15 protein-coding genes are annotated in these 14815 nt (G+C 60.6%); 4 read left to right on the top strand and 11 right to left on the bottom strand.

Features of this window, described 5'->3' with window-relative positions; genetic code table 11:
• Window positions 1–8: 8 nt before the first annotated feature.
• The 4 genes from cysT to HFO71_RS32100 all read left to right on the top strand — a co-directional run bounded on the left by cysT (window position 9) and on the right by HFO71_RS32100 (window position 3868).
• Complete coding sequence (cysT, locus tag HFO71_RS32115; protein WP_077980159.1) at window positions 9–866, top strand: sulfate ABC transporter permease subunit CysT; 858 nt, start codon at window positions 9–11, stop codon at window positions 864–866.
• Entirely contained in the window at window positions 856–1728 is an 873-nt protein-coding gene (gene cysW / locus HFO71_RS32110; protein WP_020052642.1) for a sulfate ABC transporter permease subunit CysW, read from the top strand. The genes cysT and cysW overlap by 11 nt, the downstream gene beginning before the upstream one ends.
• Before the next feature lie 10 nt (window positions 1729–1738).
• A complete protein-coding gene (locus HFO71_RS32105) occupies window positions 1739–2779 on the top strand; it encodes a sulfate/molybdate ABC transporter ATP-binding protein (RefSeq protein WP_077980160.1) in 1041 nt (346 codons plus the stop codon).
• Window positions 2780–3031: 252 nt separating this feature from the next.
• Window positions 3032–3868: a cell wall hydrolase gene (locus tag HFO71_RS32100; protein ID WP_077980161.1), complete on the top strand. Its 837-nt coding sequence runs from the start codon at window positions 3032–3034 to the stop codon at window positions 3866–3868.
• A gap of 99 nt (window positions 3869–3967) precedes the next feature.
• On the opposite strand, the gene pepT is transcribed toward HFO71_RS32100, so the two are convergent.
• From pepT to HFO71_RS32045, 11 genes are all read right to left on the bottom strand, one after another.
• Window positions 3968–5200 carry a peptidase T gene (gene pepT, locus HFO71_RS32095; RefSeq protein WP_077980162.1) on the bottom strand — a complete coding sequence of 411 codons (1233 nt, stop codon included), beginning with the start codon at window positions 5198–5200 and terminating at the stop codon, window positions 3968–3970.
• 105 nt (window positions 5201–5305) lie between these two features.
• On the bottom strand, window positions 5306–6058 hold the full coding sequence (locus HFO71_RS32090; RefSeq protein WP_077980163.1) for a metallophosphoesterase: 753 nt from the start codon (window positions 6056–6058) through the stop codon (window positions 5306–5308).
• 70 nt (window positions 6059–6128) lie between these two features.
• The gene (locus HFO71_RS32085; protein WP_077980164.1) at window positions 6129–7187 is read right to left on the bottom strand and encodes an ABC transporter ATP-binding protein; all 1059 of its coding nucleotides are present in this window, start codon (window positions 7185–7187) and stop codon (window positions 6129–6131) included.
• 4 nt (window positions 7188–7191) lie between these two features.
• Window positions 7192–8022, bottom strand: coding sequence for a carbohydrate ABC transporter permease (locus HFO71_RS32080; RefSeq protein WP_025397445.1), 831 nt, complete (start codon window positions 8020–8022; stop codon window positions 7192–7194).
• A gap of 4 nt (window positions 8023–8026) precedes the next feature.
• Complete coding sequence (locus HFO71_RS32075; RefSeq protein WP_077980165.1) at window positions 8027–8962, bottom strand: carbohydrate ABC transporter permease; 936 nt, start codon at window positions 8960–8962, stop codon at window positions 8027–8029.
• Window positions 8963–9058: 96 nt separating this feature from the next.
• Window positions 9059–10318, bottom strand: a complete 1260-nt coding sequence (locus HFO71_RS32070) for an ABC transporter substrate-binding protein (protein ID WP_025397444.1) — start codon at window positions 10316–10318, stop codon at window positions 9059–9061.
• 35 nt (window positions 10319–10353) lie between these two features.
• Window positions 10354–11526: a PLP-dependent transferase gene (locus tag HFO71_RS32065; protein WP_077980166.1), complete on the bottom strand. Its 1173-nt coding sequence runs from the start codon at window positions 11524–11526 to the stop codon at window positions 10354–10356.
• A complete protein-coding gene (locus tag HFO71_RS32060; protein ID WP_077980167.1) occupies window positions 11523–12245 on the bottom strand; it encodes a FadR/GntR family transcriptional regulator in 723 nt (240 codons plus the stop codon). The genes HFO71_RS32065 and HFO71_RS32060 overlap by 4 nt, the downstream gene beginning before the upstream one ends.
• A 661-nt stretch (window positions 12246–12906) precedes the next feature.
• On the bottom strand, window positions 12907–13656 hold the full coding sequence (locus tag HFO71_RS32055) for a sulfite exporter TauE/SafE family protein (protein WP_077980168.1): 750 nt from the start codon (window positions 13654–13656) through the stop codon (window positions 12907–12909).
• A 148-nt stretch (window positions 13657–13804) separates the two neighbouring features.
• On the bottom strand, window positions 13805–14119 hold the full coding sequence (locus HFO71_RS32050) for an EamA family transporter (RefSeq protein WP_077980169.1): 315 nt from the start codon (window positions 14117–14119) through the stop codon (window positions 13805–13807).
• A 120-nt stretch (window positions 14120–14239) separates the two neighbouring features.
• Window positions 14240–14689, bottom strand: a complete 450-nt coding sequence (locus HFO71_RS32045; RefSeq protein ID WP_077980170.1) for a hypothetical protein — start codon at window positions 14687–14689, stop codon at window positions 14240–14242.
• Between the last annotated feature and the right edge of the window lie 126 nt (window positions 14690–14815).

Below are 14815 nucleotides of genomic sequence, written 5' to 3'. Positions count from 1 at the left end.
TAGACTTCATGAAAGTACATAGCCCCACGCGGTGGCGGTTCAAACGGCCGAGCGTCATTCCGGGTTTCGGAATGGCGCTCGGCCTTACCTTGACCTGGCTCACCCTTCTGATCCTCATCCCGCTCTCGGGCCTTGCGGTCCGGTCGAGCGCACTCGGCTGGGAGAAATTCTGGTCGATCGCGCTCGATCCGCGCACGCTGAACGCGCTGCGTATCAGCTTCGGCAGCGCCTTCATCGCCGCGATCGTCAATGCCGTCTTCGGCATCATCCTCGCCTGGGTGCTGGTGCGTTACCGCTTCCCCGGCAAGCGCATCATCGATGCCATGGTCGACCTGCCCTTCGCGCTGCCGACCGCCGTTGCCGGCATCGCACTGACGACGCTCTACGCGCCGAACGGCTGGATCGGCCAGTTCCTGACGCCGCTCGGCATCAAGATCGCCTTCACGCCTGCCGGCATCGTCGTGGCCCTGATCTTCGTCGGCCTGCCCTTCGTCGTGCGCACCGTGCAGCCGGTCATGGAGGAGATCGACAAGGAAGTGGAGGAAGCTGCAGCAACGCTCGGCGCCAATCGCTTTCAGACGATTTTCCGCGTGCTGCTGCCGGGGCTGGCGCCCGCCGTGCTCACTGGCTTTGCGCTCGCCTTCGCCCGCGGCGTCGGCGAATACGGCTCGGTCATTTTCATCGCCGGCAACCTGCCGTTCAAATCGGAGATCGCACCGCTGCTGATCATCATCAAGCTCGAAGAGTATAATTACGCCGCAGCGACCGGCATTGCGGCGATCATGCTGATCATCTCGTTCGCGATGCTGCTCGTCATCAATCTCATCCAGAGCTGGAGCAGGCGGAGGTACGGCTATGGCGCTTGATGCGACCGCTCAACCGGCAAAGCTGCGGTCGGTAACGACCGAAAACAGGATCGCGCGCTACAGCCTCATCATCCTTTCGCTCGTCTTCCTGCTGCTGATCCTGCTTCTGCCGCTCGCAGCCGTCTTCGTGGAAGCCTTTCGCAAGGGAGCCGGGCCGTTCTTCGAGGCGCTCGCAGACGCCGAAACCTTCTCGGCTATCCGCCTGACGCTGATCGTTGCGGGCGTCAGCGTACCGCTCAACCTCGTCTTCGGGGTTGCCGCCGCCTGGGCGATCGCCAAGTTCGAGTTCAAGGGCAAGGCCTTCCTGACGACGCTGATCGACCTGCCCTTCTCGGTCTCACCCGTCATATCGGGCCTGGTCTTCGTTTTGCTGTTCGGCGCCAATACCTGGCTCGGCCAGTGGTTCAGCGCTCACGACATCAAGATCCTGTTCGCCGTGCCGGGGCTGATCCTCGCCACCATGTTCGTCACCTTCCCCTTCGTCGCCCGCGAGTTGATCCCGCTGATGCAGGAACAGGGAACGGCCGACGAGGAGGCAGCCCTTTCGCTCGGCGCCAGTGGTTGGCAGACCTTCTGGCACGTGACGTTGCCGAATATCAAATGGGGCCTGCTTTACGGGGTACTGCTCTGCAACGCCCGCGCCATGGGCGAATTTGGCGCAGTTTCTGTGGTATCAGGCCACATTCGCGGCCAGACGAACACCATGCCGCTGCAGGTGGAAATTCTCTATAACGAGTATAATTTCACCGGCGCTTTTGCGGTCGCCACGCTTTTGGCCTTGCTCGCGCTCGTAACTCTTGTTTTGAAGACGCTGCTGGAAATGCGCTATAGCGCCGAAATCGCCGCCAGCCGGCGGCACTGAAGGATTTGGAATGGAAGTACGCGTTCAAAACATTCGCAAGGAATTCGATCGTTTTCCGGCGCTGCACGATGTCTCGCTCGACATTCGCTCCGGCGAGCTGATCGCACTGCTCGGTCCTTCGGGCTCCGGCAAGACGACATTGCTGCGGCTGATTGCCGGCCTCGAAAGCCCGACGGAGGGGCTGATCTTCTTCGGTGACGAGGATGCCTCGAAGAAGTCAGTGCAGCAGCGCAATATCGGCTTCGTCTTCCAGCACTATGCTCTGTTCCGCTACATGACGGTGCTCGAAAATGTCTCCTTCGGCCTGAAGGTCAGAAACAGTGCGCGGCGGCCGCCGAAGGCCGATATCCGCAGGCGGGCGCTGGAACTGCTCGACCTCGTCCAGCTTTCCGGTCTGGAAAAACGCTACCCGGCCCAGCTTTCCGGCGGCCAGCGCCAGCGTGTCGCGCTCGCCCGCGCCATGGCCGTCGAGCCGAACGTGCTGCTGCTTGACGAACCCTTCGGCGCGCTCGACGCCCAGGTGCGCAAGGACCTGCGCAAGTGGCTGCGCGATATTCACGACCGCACCGGACACACCACAGTCTTCGTCACCCACGACCAGGATGAGGCGCTGGAGCTTGCCGACCGCGTCGTCGTCATGAGTCAGGGCGCGATCGAACAGGTCGGCACGCCGGACCAGGTCTACGACAATCCGAATTCTCCCTTCGTGTTCGGCTTCATCGGCCAGTCGAACTGCCTTGAGGTCGAGATATCAGACAGCGACATTCGCTTCGAAGGCCGCTCGCTCGGCCTCAATGCCGAAGGCGAGCCGGATGGCACGGCGCAGCTCTACTTCCGCCCGCATGACGTCAGGCTCTGCGAATCAGCTGAAAACTGTATCGCCGGCCAGCCGGTTTCCAGCCGCCGCGTGGCCGGCACCCGCCATATCGAACTCAATATCGGCAACGATCGACCGCATATCGAGATCGAATTGCCGCCGAGCGAGGCCGACAGGCTCGACCGCAACCGGGTGGCTTTCAAGCCGACCCGCTGGAAACTGTTCCGCAGTTGATGGACATGGGCGGCGGTCGACTGCGCCGCGCGTCTTATCGAGAGCCGCAAAGGGACCCTAACGCTTTGAAATTCTGCATGATTTTTTCGTTTGCTCGATTCCAGTGCAGTGCCTCGTCGCCGGAATCGTTTTCGGCGAGAGTCCCTTAAGCTTTTTGTGATCTAAGGTTGTTTGTATTTCAGTCATATGACGAGTAAAACGTTTTCACTTAATCAAAAAGGGCTGAACTAATCCCATAGGAGGCACCTGGCGTTGAGGGCGGAGATTTCCTTTGGAAAATCCCTGATCGGGATTTTGTTCGTAGGACTGGCAGCTGCAAGCTGCACGACGACATCGAAACCGGCGGCGACGGCGGCGAACACCAAGACGAAGCAGGGTCAACCGGCAAAAGTCACGTTCAATTATACGGCCAAGGATCGCGACTGCCTGCAGCGCGCGATGTATTTCGAATCGCAGCATTCGGACGAGGACGGCTACATGGCTGTCGGGACCGTTGTCATGAACAGGCTCACCTCTGGTGCCTATCCCCCTTCCATCTGTGGCGTCGTGGCTCAGAAAAGGCAGTTCGCGCCCGGCGTGATGACGCGCGAAGTCAAGCCGCAGGCGAAAACCGAGCTTGCGAGCGCGGCCGATGCGATCCTCGTCAAGGGCGCCCGCCATCCCGCTGTGAAGGATGCGATGTTCTTCCACACCAATGGGCTGAAATTCCCCTACGACAACATGCACTATGTGACGGTTGCCGGCGGCAACGCTTTCTACGAGAAGCGCGACTCCAACGGCACGCTTCAAACGCCGCCGCCGCTGCCCTCCTACGAGGTGGCGATGAACTATGTGCCCGGCGAAAGCATGCTGCCGCCGCAATTCGAAGCGCTGATACCCTCGGCGGTTCCCGTTCCTCTGCCGGCTCCGGACCCCATGGCCACCGCGAGCACGGCGCAGATGCGGATCACAGCGCCGGTGACCGCGCCGGAAACATCGCCGGTAACATCGGTTGAGCCCGAGCCGGGAATGCCCATTGCGATCCCTATTCCCCGCCCCGCCTATGACAGCGTGATGCTGCGTGAAAGCCTTCCGGCGAACGGCGGTTAAACCAACCGCCGCTTCCGGTATATGAGTTAGATGCAAGCGCGTTTTTGTTTCTGCGCAATTCCGGACGTAAAACCGCTGCGCACTTTTGCTGGAATTGCTTTAGGCGCGCTCTTCCCAGACCCTCACCAATTCCACGATCGTTTTGACGGCCTTTTCCATATCCTGGCGGCTGACCCATTCGAGCGGCGAATGGAATGCATGGCCGCCGGCGAAAATATTCGGGCACGGCAACCCCATGAAGGAGAGACGCGAGCCATCCGTGCCGCCGCGGATGCTGCCGCGCACCGGCGTCATGCCGGCCCGGCGCACCGCCTCGATCGCGTTCTCGACGATCTCCGGGTGACGATCGAGCACCACCTTCATATTGCGATACTGCTCCTTCACCTCAAAACGATAGGTCGAGCCGGGATAGGCAGCCATCACGTCCTTGACGATAGCTTCGAGCGTCGTTTCCTTTTCCGTCAGCCCCTTGTCGGTGAAGTCACGTATGATGAGGCTCAGCGACGCCTTCTCCATCGAGCCGGTCACGCCGGTGGGATGGATGAAACCCTGCCTGCCTTCAGTGGTCTCCGGCGCAAGATCCCTCGGCAGCCGGTCGATGATGGCGCCGGCGATCTTGATGGCGTTTTCCATGCGGTCCTTGGCAAAACCGGGATGGATCGCCACACCTGATATGCTGATCTCGACGCCGTCGGCCGAGAAGGTCTCATCCTCGATATGGCCGGCCGTCTCGCCGTCCATCGTATAGGCGAAGTCGGCTCCGAGTTTCGCTAGATCCACCTTGTTGACGCCGCGCCCGACCTCCTCGTCCGGCGTGAACAGGATCTTGATCGTCCCATGCCTGATCTCGGGATTGTCGACGAGGAACTGGGCGGCGGTCATGATCTCCGCCAGTCCCGCCTTGTCGTCGGCGCCGAGCAATGTCGTTCCATCGGTCGTGATAATGTCGTTGCCGATCTGGTTTTTCAGCTCAGGGTGCTCGCTGACGCGGATCACCCGGCTCGGATCGCCGGCAAGCCTAATATCCCCGCCGGCATAATTCCCGATGATTTGCGGCTTGACATCGGTGCCGCTGAAATCGGGTGCCGTATCCATGTGCGAGCAGAAACAGATGACCGGTACCGTCTTGTCGCTATTGGCCGGAATGGTCGCATAGACATAGCCGTGTTCATCGAGATGCGCGTCGGCAAGACCGATCTTCAGCAGTTCATCGACCAGAACCCGGCCGAGATCCTTCTGCTTGCCGGTGGTCGGCTGCGTCGACGAGGCAGGGTCGGATTGCGTGTCGATAACGACATAACGGAGAAAGCGGTCGAGAACAGTGTCGGTCATGGCATCCAGTCCAGCAAGATCACACGGACGATATAGCCCTCCTGGGCGATGGGGCAAAAGATTTTTCCACCCGCCGCACGTGAGGGTTTCCCCAGTCAATCCATTTCATGCGCTGCCATCGGATGCCAGAACCGATACCACATGAGAAACAAGCCCTCCGTCGCTGACCTCATGCACGAGGAAGGACGGAGCGTCGATCACCGGAAGATCGGCACGGCCTTCCAGCAGAAGCGGATTGGGCGGGCAGAGGGAGCCGCAGGTCTGGACAGGGATCGATCCCAGCCGGCCAAATGCGGGTCGGTGAACATGGCCGCAAAGAATCGCCAGCGGCGGCCTGTTCACCGCATCCAGGGTGCTGAGAAGCGCACTGCCGTTTCTGCATCCGACCCGGTCCAGCACCTCGATGCCGATCCTCAATGGCGGCTGATGCATGAAGAGAAGCGAGGGCGTCGTCACGTCCGCAAGCGCGTTCATCAGCCATGGCAGATGCGGCAGGACGTCGCCGTAGCTCTGACCGGCGACGGTCACATCGACACCGAAGAGGGTCAGCCCATCGACGGCTGTCCGGAAATGCATCGGTCCCGTCGCATTGATCCACGTGCCGACGGCGGCCAGTTCGGAACGCATCAATTGCAGATCGTCACCGTTGCCCGGCAACAGGTGGACAGGGCAGTCCAGCGACCGCAGGCTTTCGGCGACCAGGCGATAGCCTCGCCGCCATCCGTCGTCCACCAGATCTCCGGTGACAACAAGTGCATCAGGGCGGAACGTCCTCAGCCAGCCTATCGCTCGCTCCAGCGTCTGGAGCGACGAAAGGTCCGGCCTCGCATGGATATCGGATATCTGCGCAACAAGCATGTTCTGCCTCCCCGCCCCTGCCGGAGACACTATGCCAAAACCGATAGCAACGAGCCACCAGCCCAGCGGCTCAATCGACGCGTTTTCCCTCGACATCGAACACGTGCAGATATTGGGCGGGGAAGGCCACATTGACCTTCGGCCCCGCCTTCAGCGCGTCGCGGTTCAGCGTGAAGATCTTGAACGGCAGACCATGCAGGGCAAGATGCAAGATGATGCCGAAACCCGTGGGCTCGACGAGTTCCACATCCGCGGCAAGCCCCGCCCCACCGTCGCTCATCAGCACATGCTCCGGCCGGATGCCGAGCGTCACCTTTGCGCCATCTGAAAGCGGCAGAGGCTTTGCAAGCGGCACGATCGTGCCGTCCTTCAGCTTCACGCCGCCGGCATCATAGGTGGCCTCGAGGAAATTCATCCCCGGCGAGCCGATGAAGCCAGCAACAAAAAGATTGGCGGGGCGGTCGTAGAGTTCCAGGGGACTGCCAACCTGCTGGACCACCCCACCATGCATGGCGACGATCCGGTCCGCCAGCGTCATTGCCTCGATCTGGTCGTGGGTCACGTAGATTGAGGTCGCCTTCAGGTCGCCATGCAGTTTCTTGATTTCGGCGCGCATCTGTTCGCGCAGGCGCGCATCGAGGTTCGACAGCGGTTCGTCGAACAGGAAGGCTTTTGGCTGGCGCACGATGGCGCGGCCCATGGCGACGCGCTGGCGCTGGCCGCCGGAAAGCGCCTTCGGCCTGCGTTCGAGCAGCGGATCGAGGCCAAGCTTGGCGGCAGCCGCGGCCACCGCGCCTGCAATCTTCTCCTTCGCCACCTTCCGCAGCCTGAGGCTGTAGCTCATATTGCCGGCGACATTCATATGCGGATAGAGCGCGTAGGACTGGAACACCATGGCGATGTCGCGATCCCTCGGATGCAGCTCGTTGACCCTATTGCCGGCGATGCGGATCTCACCCCCGGTGACCTCCTCCAGCCCGGCGATCATCCGCAGCAGCGTGGACTTGCCGCAGCCGGACGGACCGACGAGCACGACGAATTCGCCGTCCTGGATTTCCAGGTTGACGCCATGCAGCACCTGCACATGGCCATAGGCTTTGTGGATATTCCGGATATCGATCGATGCCATTTGTTTAACCCTTGACCGCGCCGGCCGTCAGGCCCTGGACGAGATAGCGCTGGATGAGGAGGAAGAAGAGGCCGGCCGGAATGAGCGCCATGACGCCCGCCGCCATCATCTGCCCGAAATCCACCGAGAATTTCGAAACGAAGGTGAGAAGTCCGACCGGGAAGGTCGCCGCGTCATTGCCGTTGATCAGCATCAGCGCGAAGAGCAGCTCGCTCCAGGCGGCAGTGAAGACGAAACCGAGTGTGGCGGCGATCCCCGGCAGCGTCAGCGGCAGGATGATCTGGCGAAACGCCGTGAACTGCGTCGCCCCGTCGATCTTCGCCGCCTCTTCGAGATCCCTCGGAATGCCGTCGAAGAAGGACTGCATCAGGAAGGTGGCGAAAGGCACGTTGAAGGCGGTGTAGACGATGACGAGCCCGGTCAGACTGTTGGTCAGATGCAGCGGCGACAGAATCTTGAAGATCGGCGCCACCAGCATCACCAGCGGAAACATTTGGGTCAGCAGCATCAGGGCGACGATCCAGTATTTTACCCGGAAATTGAAGCGCGACAATGCGTAGCCGGACAGCGAAGCGCAGATGGTCACGGTGACGGCCGTCGAGGCCGAGACGATCAGGCTGTTCTTGAAAAAGGTCGGAAAGGCGCTGTGGCGCAGCACGAAGGCATAGTGATCCCATGTCGTGCGCGACGGCCACATGCGAACGCCCTCGCTATAGAGCAGGTCGTTCGGCGTTACCGAGACCTTGAGCAGCCAGAACAGTGGAAAGAGCGAAAAGGCGATGTAGCAGAGGATCGCCAGGCGGTGTGCGATGGTCGGAATGACGGATCGTCTCATGATCTCAATCCTTGTTCAGCAGCGTCTGCCGGAGCAGGATGATCAGCATCGAATAGGCAAGCAGCAGCACGAGCAGCACCAGCGCGATCGCCGAGGCATAACCGAAATCGAGCCGCCGGAAGGCCGTCGTGAAGATGTAGCTGGCGACAATCTGCGTCCGGTCCGCCGGCCCGCCACTGGTCATGACGACAATCAGATCGGCGAAGTTGGAAATCCACACGGTGCGTAGCAGCACGGTAATGGCAATCGTTGGCGCCAGAAACGGCAGGGTGATCGAGCGGAAGCGCTGGAACCAGCCGGCGCCGTCGATCGATGCCGCCTCATAGAGATCACGCGGGATCGCCTGCAGCGCCGCAAGCAGCGTGATGGCGAAGAAGGGAATGCCCCACCAGACATTGGCGACGATCGGCCCCCACATCGCATAGTTGGGATCGGAGAGGATATTGCCCGGCTCATCCATCAGCCCGAGGGCGAAGAGCCAGTGCGGGATCGGTCCGATGACGGGATTGAACAGCCAGGCCCAGTTGAGGCCGGCGAGGAAAGACGGCACGGCCCAGGGCAGGAAGACCAACGCCTGCGCGATTGCCCTGCCTTTGAACGGCTTGTCGAGCAGCAGCGCCAGGATCAGCCCGAAGACGAACTGCAGGACGACGGAGGCGCCGGTCCACCACAGCGTGTTCCGAAGCGCGCCGTAGAAGGCGGCATCGCCTGCAAGCTCGCGGAAATGATCGAGCCCGATGAAGCCGCCGGAAAACGGATTGAGCAGCTGGATATCGCGGAAGGCGTAGGAGATGCCGACGGTCAGCGGCACCAGCATCACCGCAATGATCAAGATCAGCGACGGCGCGCTGTAGAGATAGGGCTCCGAAGCATCGGCAACGCGACGCAGCCACGGCCTGCGGTCGCGACGCATGTCGAGCGTATCGGCGGAAATGGTCATCAGCCAAGAGTTCCCGTTCGCGGCGTTCATGCGCCGTCTGTGTCATCAAAAAAGCGGCGGCGGCCTGTGGTGAGGCCGCCGCCGTCGATCCGTCGCTTATTTCTTGGCGAGGAACTTCTGCTGCGCCTTGGTGAGATATTCGGCCCATTGGTCGGCCAAATCCTTCGCCGAGATATCGCCGAGCAATGCTTGCTGCGAGGTCTTGATCGCCAGCGAATCCTTGAAGAAGGCGAATTCCTCGAGGTAGGTCGGCATGACTGTTGGTACCGTGTTCGGATCCGCCAGTTCCTCGAACCAGCCCTTGAACTGGTCACCGGCGTAGAAGGGATCCTTCTCGGCCGCCGTATAGGCCGGCAGGGCGCCGATGCGCTTGTTCCACTCAAGATTACCTTCCGGCCCTTCGAGCGTGGCTATCAGCTTCCAGGAAAGATCCTTGTTGCCGCTGGTCGTGAACATCGACCAGCCGCCGTAACCGATCGTCGGGAAGGACTTGCCGTCCGGACCCTTCGGCAGCGGTGCGACACCGAAATCCTCCTTCTTCATACGCTCGGCGATGGCGATCAGCGCGTCCGGATCCTGGTCGAGGAAGGCGCAGGTGCCGGAATAGAAGCCGGCGACGACTTCGTTGAAGCCCCAGTTGACGCTGTCCTTCGGCGCATAGCCTTTCTTGTAGAGATCGACCATCCATTCGATGCCCTTGGCCCAGCCCGGGCTGTTCATCGTCGAGGTCCCGTCGTCGTTGAAATACTTGTTCGAGCCGGCCATCGAGGCGGCGAAGATCATCCAGCCGTTAAGGCCGCCCGGTCCGCCGCGCATGCAGTAGCCGTATTTGCCGGGCAGTTTGGAAACCTTTTCCGAAGCGGCAGTAAATTCTTCCATCGTCTTCGGCGGCGCGGCGACGCCGGCTTCGGCAAGCAGCTTCTTGTTGTAGAACATCGCCCGGAGATAGAACCCGTAGGGCAGCATATAGGCGGTGTTCTTGACGTCGCGGCCGAGTTCGAGCGCGCGTGGCGTCAGTTCCTTGGTGTGCTCCCACTTTTCGAGGTAGGGCTCCAGGCTCTCGAGCATGCCGTTATTGGCATAGAGCGACAGCCAGGTATCGGGCATCTCCATCACATCGGGCACGTCGCCGGCAGACACCATGGTCGCGAACTTCTGGAACGCTTCGTTCCAGGGCAGCGAGATGATGTCGACCTTGGTGCCGGGATTGGCGGCTTCGAATTTGCCGACGATCGATTTCAGCGTTTCGGTGCGCTCCGGGCTGGTGATGACTTCGACAAGCTTGAGCGTCGTATCGGCAAAGGCCGTACCCGCCATCATCGAAGCAAAGAGCGTCGAGATTATTAGTTTTTTCATGGCTCAGTTCCCCCTTGTTAGGTCTCTCTCGGGTTTCAGGATTGTGAGGCGGCGGCGAGCGCCTCCTCGATATCTCTCCACAAAGCCTCGGTTCCTTCGAGGCCGACATGGAGACGTACGGATCGCGCATGGATGCCGAAGGCATGTGCGGAATTTGGCTGTGCCTTCTGCTGAAGCACCACCTCGCCCGGTACGATCAGGCTTTCATGTCCACCCCAGCTTACACCCAGTTTGAAGAGCTTGAGGTGATCGGCGAAGGTGCGGATATCGACGCCTTCGCGGAATATGAAGGAAAACAGGCCCGAGGTGCCGTTGAGGCCAGTGGGCAGACGGTTGGCGAGCCCCGGATGGCAGACCGTCTCCACCACGTCGAGCTTCTGCAGGCGCCTGGCGATTTCAAGCGCCGATGCCTCGTGGGCTCGCATGCGGAGCGGCAGCGTGCGCAACCCGCGGATCAGCAGCCAGGCGTCGAACGGCGAAAGCTTGCCGCCAAGATAGGGATATGCCTCGGCCTTGACGCGAGCGATCATCGCCTTCGAGCCGGCGATGACGCCCGCCACCACATCGCTGTGGCCGCCGAGATATTTCGAGGCCGAATGAATGACCAAGTCGACGCCGAGCGTCAGCGGCCGCTGGAAGAACGGGCTTGCCCAGCTGTTGTCGATCATCGAGACGGCGCCGTGTTGTCTGGCGAGCGCGGCGAGCCCGCCGACATCATGTGCTTCCATCACCCAGCTCGTCGGACTTTCCATGTAGAAGAGCTTGGCGCCGGGCAGCGCCTTGGCGACCGCTTCCTCGTCGCGCCCGTCGACATAAGTCACCTCGATCTTCATCCGTTTCAGGATGGTGCCGAACAGGCGGAAGGCATCGGGATAGACATGTTTGACGGCAACGATGCGGTCGCCGGGCTCGACGAAGCTTAAGACCGCCGACGAGATCGCCGCCATGCCGCTTGCAAAACCCAGCGCATCCTCGGCACCTTCGAGCTTGGCGAGCATTTCCTCGAAGGCGCGCACCGTCGGGTTCAGTCCGCGTGTATAGATCGGCCGCACCCTCTCGCCGCGATAGGAGGCGATCATGTCGTCATAATCGGAAAAGGTGAAAAGCGAAGTCTGAAAAATCGGCGGCACGACGGCGTCAGCGAAGTTGCCTTCGTCATGCGCGGTGATGAGGGAAGCAAGATCGAACGGTTCTGCGCCGTTGCTCATTTGGACATTTCCTTGATGTCTTCCTCGACGATGGCGAGAATTTTCAATGTTTCTGTGCGCGCCGTCTCGGGATCCCCGGCAGCGATCGCGTTGAAAAGGGTGCGGTGAAAGGGAAAAGACCGGCGCGCGAAATCCTGCCGGTCGAAGGGATGCGCCCAGAAGCGCTCGAATGTCTCGCGCATCTGCTCGAGAAGCTGTCGAAACAGCGGATTGTGGGCGGCGTCGTAAACGGCGAGATGGAAGGCCAGATCCTCCGGCCCGGAAGTGCCCTTCTCCAGGTGCACCCGCTCCATGGCGTTCAGCTTTTCCTCGATGATGACGAGGTCCGTGCTCGTGCGCCGTCGCGCCGCCACCATGCCCGCCTCGCATTCAATTCCACGGCGTACCTCCAGCGTTTGCAGCAGCACGTCGCGAAGGTGTGCGGTATCGAACGATAGCGGCATGTGGATCGTCGCCCTTGACACGGGCTTCAGCAGATAAGTGCCGCTTCCCTTGCGCGTCTCAATGACACCGAGCGCCTGGAAATGCCGGATCGCCTCGCGAATGGTCGAGCGGCCGACGGCAAGAGCGGTCATCAGCTCGCGCTCAGCCGGCAAACGGTCGCCCGCCTTCAATCTGGCTTCCTCGACATAATCCGCCAGCGCATCGGTCACCTGACGCGCGCGGTCCATGACCGGAAGCGGCCGGATCACCGGCCTGTCGCTGCGATTTGCCTTCATGGTTCCCCATTTTCTTATCAGGCAGCCGACTTAAAGAATTGGTCTGACATCTTAGCATTTCGTATACATAGGAAAACGTCAAGACGGCCACGTCCATTCCGGAGAATTCGGAGTGATTTTCGGGATATTCGGCGTAAGACCTTCCCGCTGAACGCGCCGTTGATCGCCAGCATTGGCGCTCCTAGCCCAACTCGTCTCGACTGCTCGAACAGCTTGGAACATCAGCGGTCGACGTTCCGTTTCGCAACGGAAGGGAGACCTGCATGCCCGGCACGTTCACCACTGTCTACATCGTCGCATTTGACCTTGATGACCGAGGCCATCCGAGCGTTCGAGCCAAGGGTGGCGGCGAACGAGGAGGCCGAGATCGAGGAGGCCGAGATACTGATAACACGCTGGGGTCGTGGTATGGCGGCGGCAGAATGACCCTGTTGTCGGCGAGGAAGGCGAGCCCGAGGTTGTTTTCAGCGTAGGCAGGGTTGGGGACTTCGGATAATGTCGTATGAGATCGTGTCGCTGCCGCGGCGCACGCGGTGCATGGCGGCGATCTTTTCGATAGGCCACGCCGACTGTCGGGCGACTGAAGTGCTCCGGGTTCTTGGGCCAGCCAGAGCTGGATTTTCCGGGGTTAAAGCGTGCCTCTGTGGGGCCGGACCTCCGCTCAAAGGTAAGCTCGCGAAAAGAACACCGCGGTCGTTAAAAAGGCGACCGCGAGGGTTAGCACCCGCACGACCGATGGTGGCTGCCTTCGTCCGATATGCGCTCCGGTCCACCCGCCGATAACGGCTCCAATCGTCATGGCAATGCATTCCTGCCATACGATTGCCCCAGCAAGTACGAAGACGACGACGGCGACCGCGTTGGCGGCAGTGACCATCACCATTCTTGTCGGATTCAGGCTCTTGATGTCCCCGCCCCCGAGCGCGCTCCACGCCGCAAGCATCATGAGACCCACCGCGCCGCCAAAATAGCCGCCATAAAGACCGAGAAAGAACTGAACCGTTGCGAACGCTAGAACACTCGGACGTGCCTGCGTCTGCAACTGGGCGCTGAGCCTCGGTCCTGCAGCGAGCATCAATGTCGCCACCAGCAAAAGCCATGGCAGGATACCATCGAAAATCCTCGATGGGGTTAGCAGCAATAGAATGCTTCCGGCCACACCACCCATTACCGTCACGATGGCAATGGGCACGACATTGACGCCGCACACACTCCTAACCCCGTCACGGTAGACCCACGAGCTCGCCATGCCGCCGGGAAACAAGGCTAAGGTGCTTGTCGCGTTTGCGGCTACCGAGGGCACTCCGACAGATATCAGCGCAGGCAGGGATACGAACGACCCGCCGCCCGCCAACGCATTCATGCTGCCTGCCAACAAGCCAGCAAGGAAAAGAAGCATGATATCGTACATGTTCAGGTCGCCTTGGCACCCAAGCCTGATTTCGGCCGAGCCTCTTGTCCAATACCGCCGTCACATCGCCGCATGACGTTTTGCGTCCATGAGAGCCCGCCCCATGACTGCCATCCGCCGTAGTCAAGGAAACGCAATTGAGAGCCATTCATCCGATCACCATGAGCGTAACCGATGCTATCCCGAGGACTACGCCAACCGCCTGATGCCAGCCGAGCCGCTCGTCGAAAACCAAGACGGCGATCGCGTTGATGGCGATGAGCTGCGCGACCGACGACAACGAAATAGCGAGGGAAAGCCCGCTCGTCCGCATGAGAGCGATCATCGAAAGATTGCCTAATGTGTAGAGGACAAGCGCGGTGGCGAGCAGCCAAAGGTTCGAGTTGCTCACGTATGCGCGGGAAGCGGTCGCCGCCGCCAGGAACAGGCAGACGGCGATGAAGAGGGTGGCGGCAACACGCATCGATAAACTCCTGCTGACGCGTTTTGTCTAACGCCGGGCGGCCCGTCAATCCATCAGAGACTCCCGTCCCTATCCTATCCTAGTAGGCCCAGCAGGTAGAACGGGTCGCGTGCGTGAGCATCAATCCCGGTTTGGTATCGGCTTACCCTCATAGCGCACGCGAAAATTCCTCCTGTGAAAATCCTGCTCGAAGCAGACGAAGACGAGCTCCAGGTCATTGACGCTGTCGCGCTTCCCAAGGAGGCTGAGTGTGACAACGATAACGCCGCTGTACCCGCGCGTCAGGCGGAAAGCCGCGTTACGGATCTCAGTCCCTTCTGCATCCCCCCGGTCTTCGCGGCGCTCATAGATGACCCAGAAGCGGGCAGCATCCCAAGTCTGCCGCAGGATTTGGCTGACCTCTGCCTTGAACTCTTCGGCATGCATTGCCGGACTCCAAGACAATGCCGTCTCGCCCGCATCGCTAACGACATTGAGGTAACCGTCATATTGGTAAGCGCCTGACAGTGACCGTTCGATCATCTCGAAAGCCGAGTTTTCGCTGATTGTTGTTTTGAACAGAATGGCCATCGAATCGCTGCGTTTCACTAAGAACCTGTCGGTGAGACGGCGAGACTACTGGGTGCCGCCTGGGCGAGCAACGGAGACCTGGGTCATTGGTCATCGTCCTAACGGTTGAAACGCATAGAGATCATT

The organism is Rhizobium laguerreae (assembly GCF_019778565.1).
GTDB lineage: Bacteria > Pseudomonadota > Alphaproteobacteria > Rhizobiales > Rhizobiaceae > Rhizobium > Rhizobium laguerreae.
This window is presented reverse-complemented; position numbering and strand designations above follow the sequence as displayed.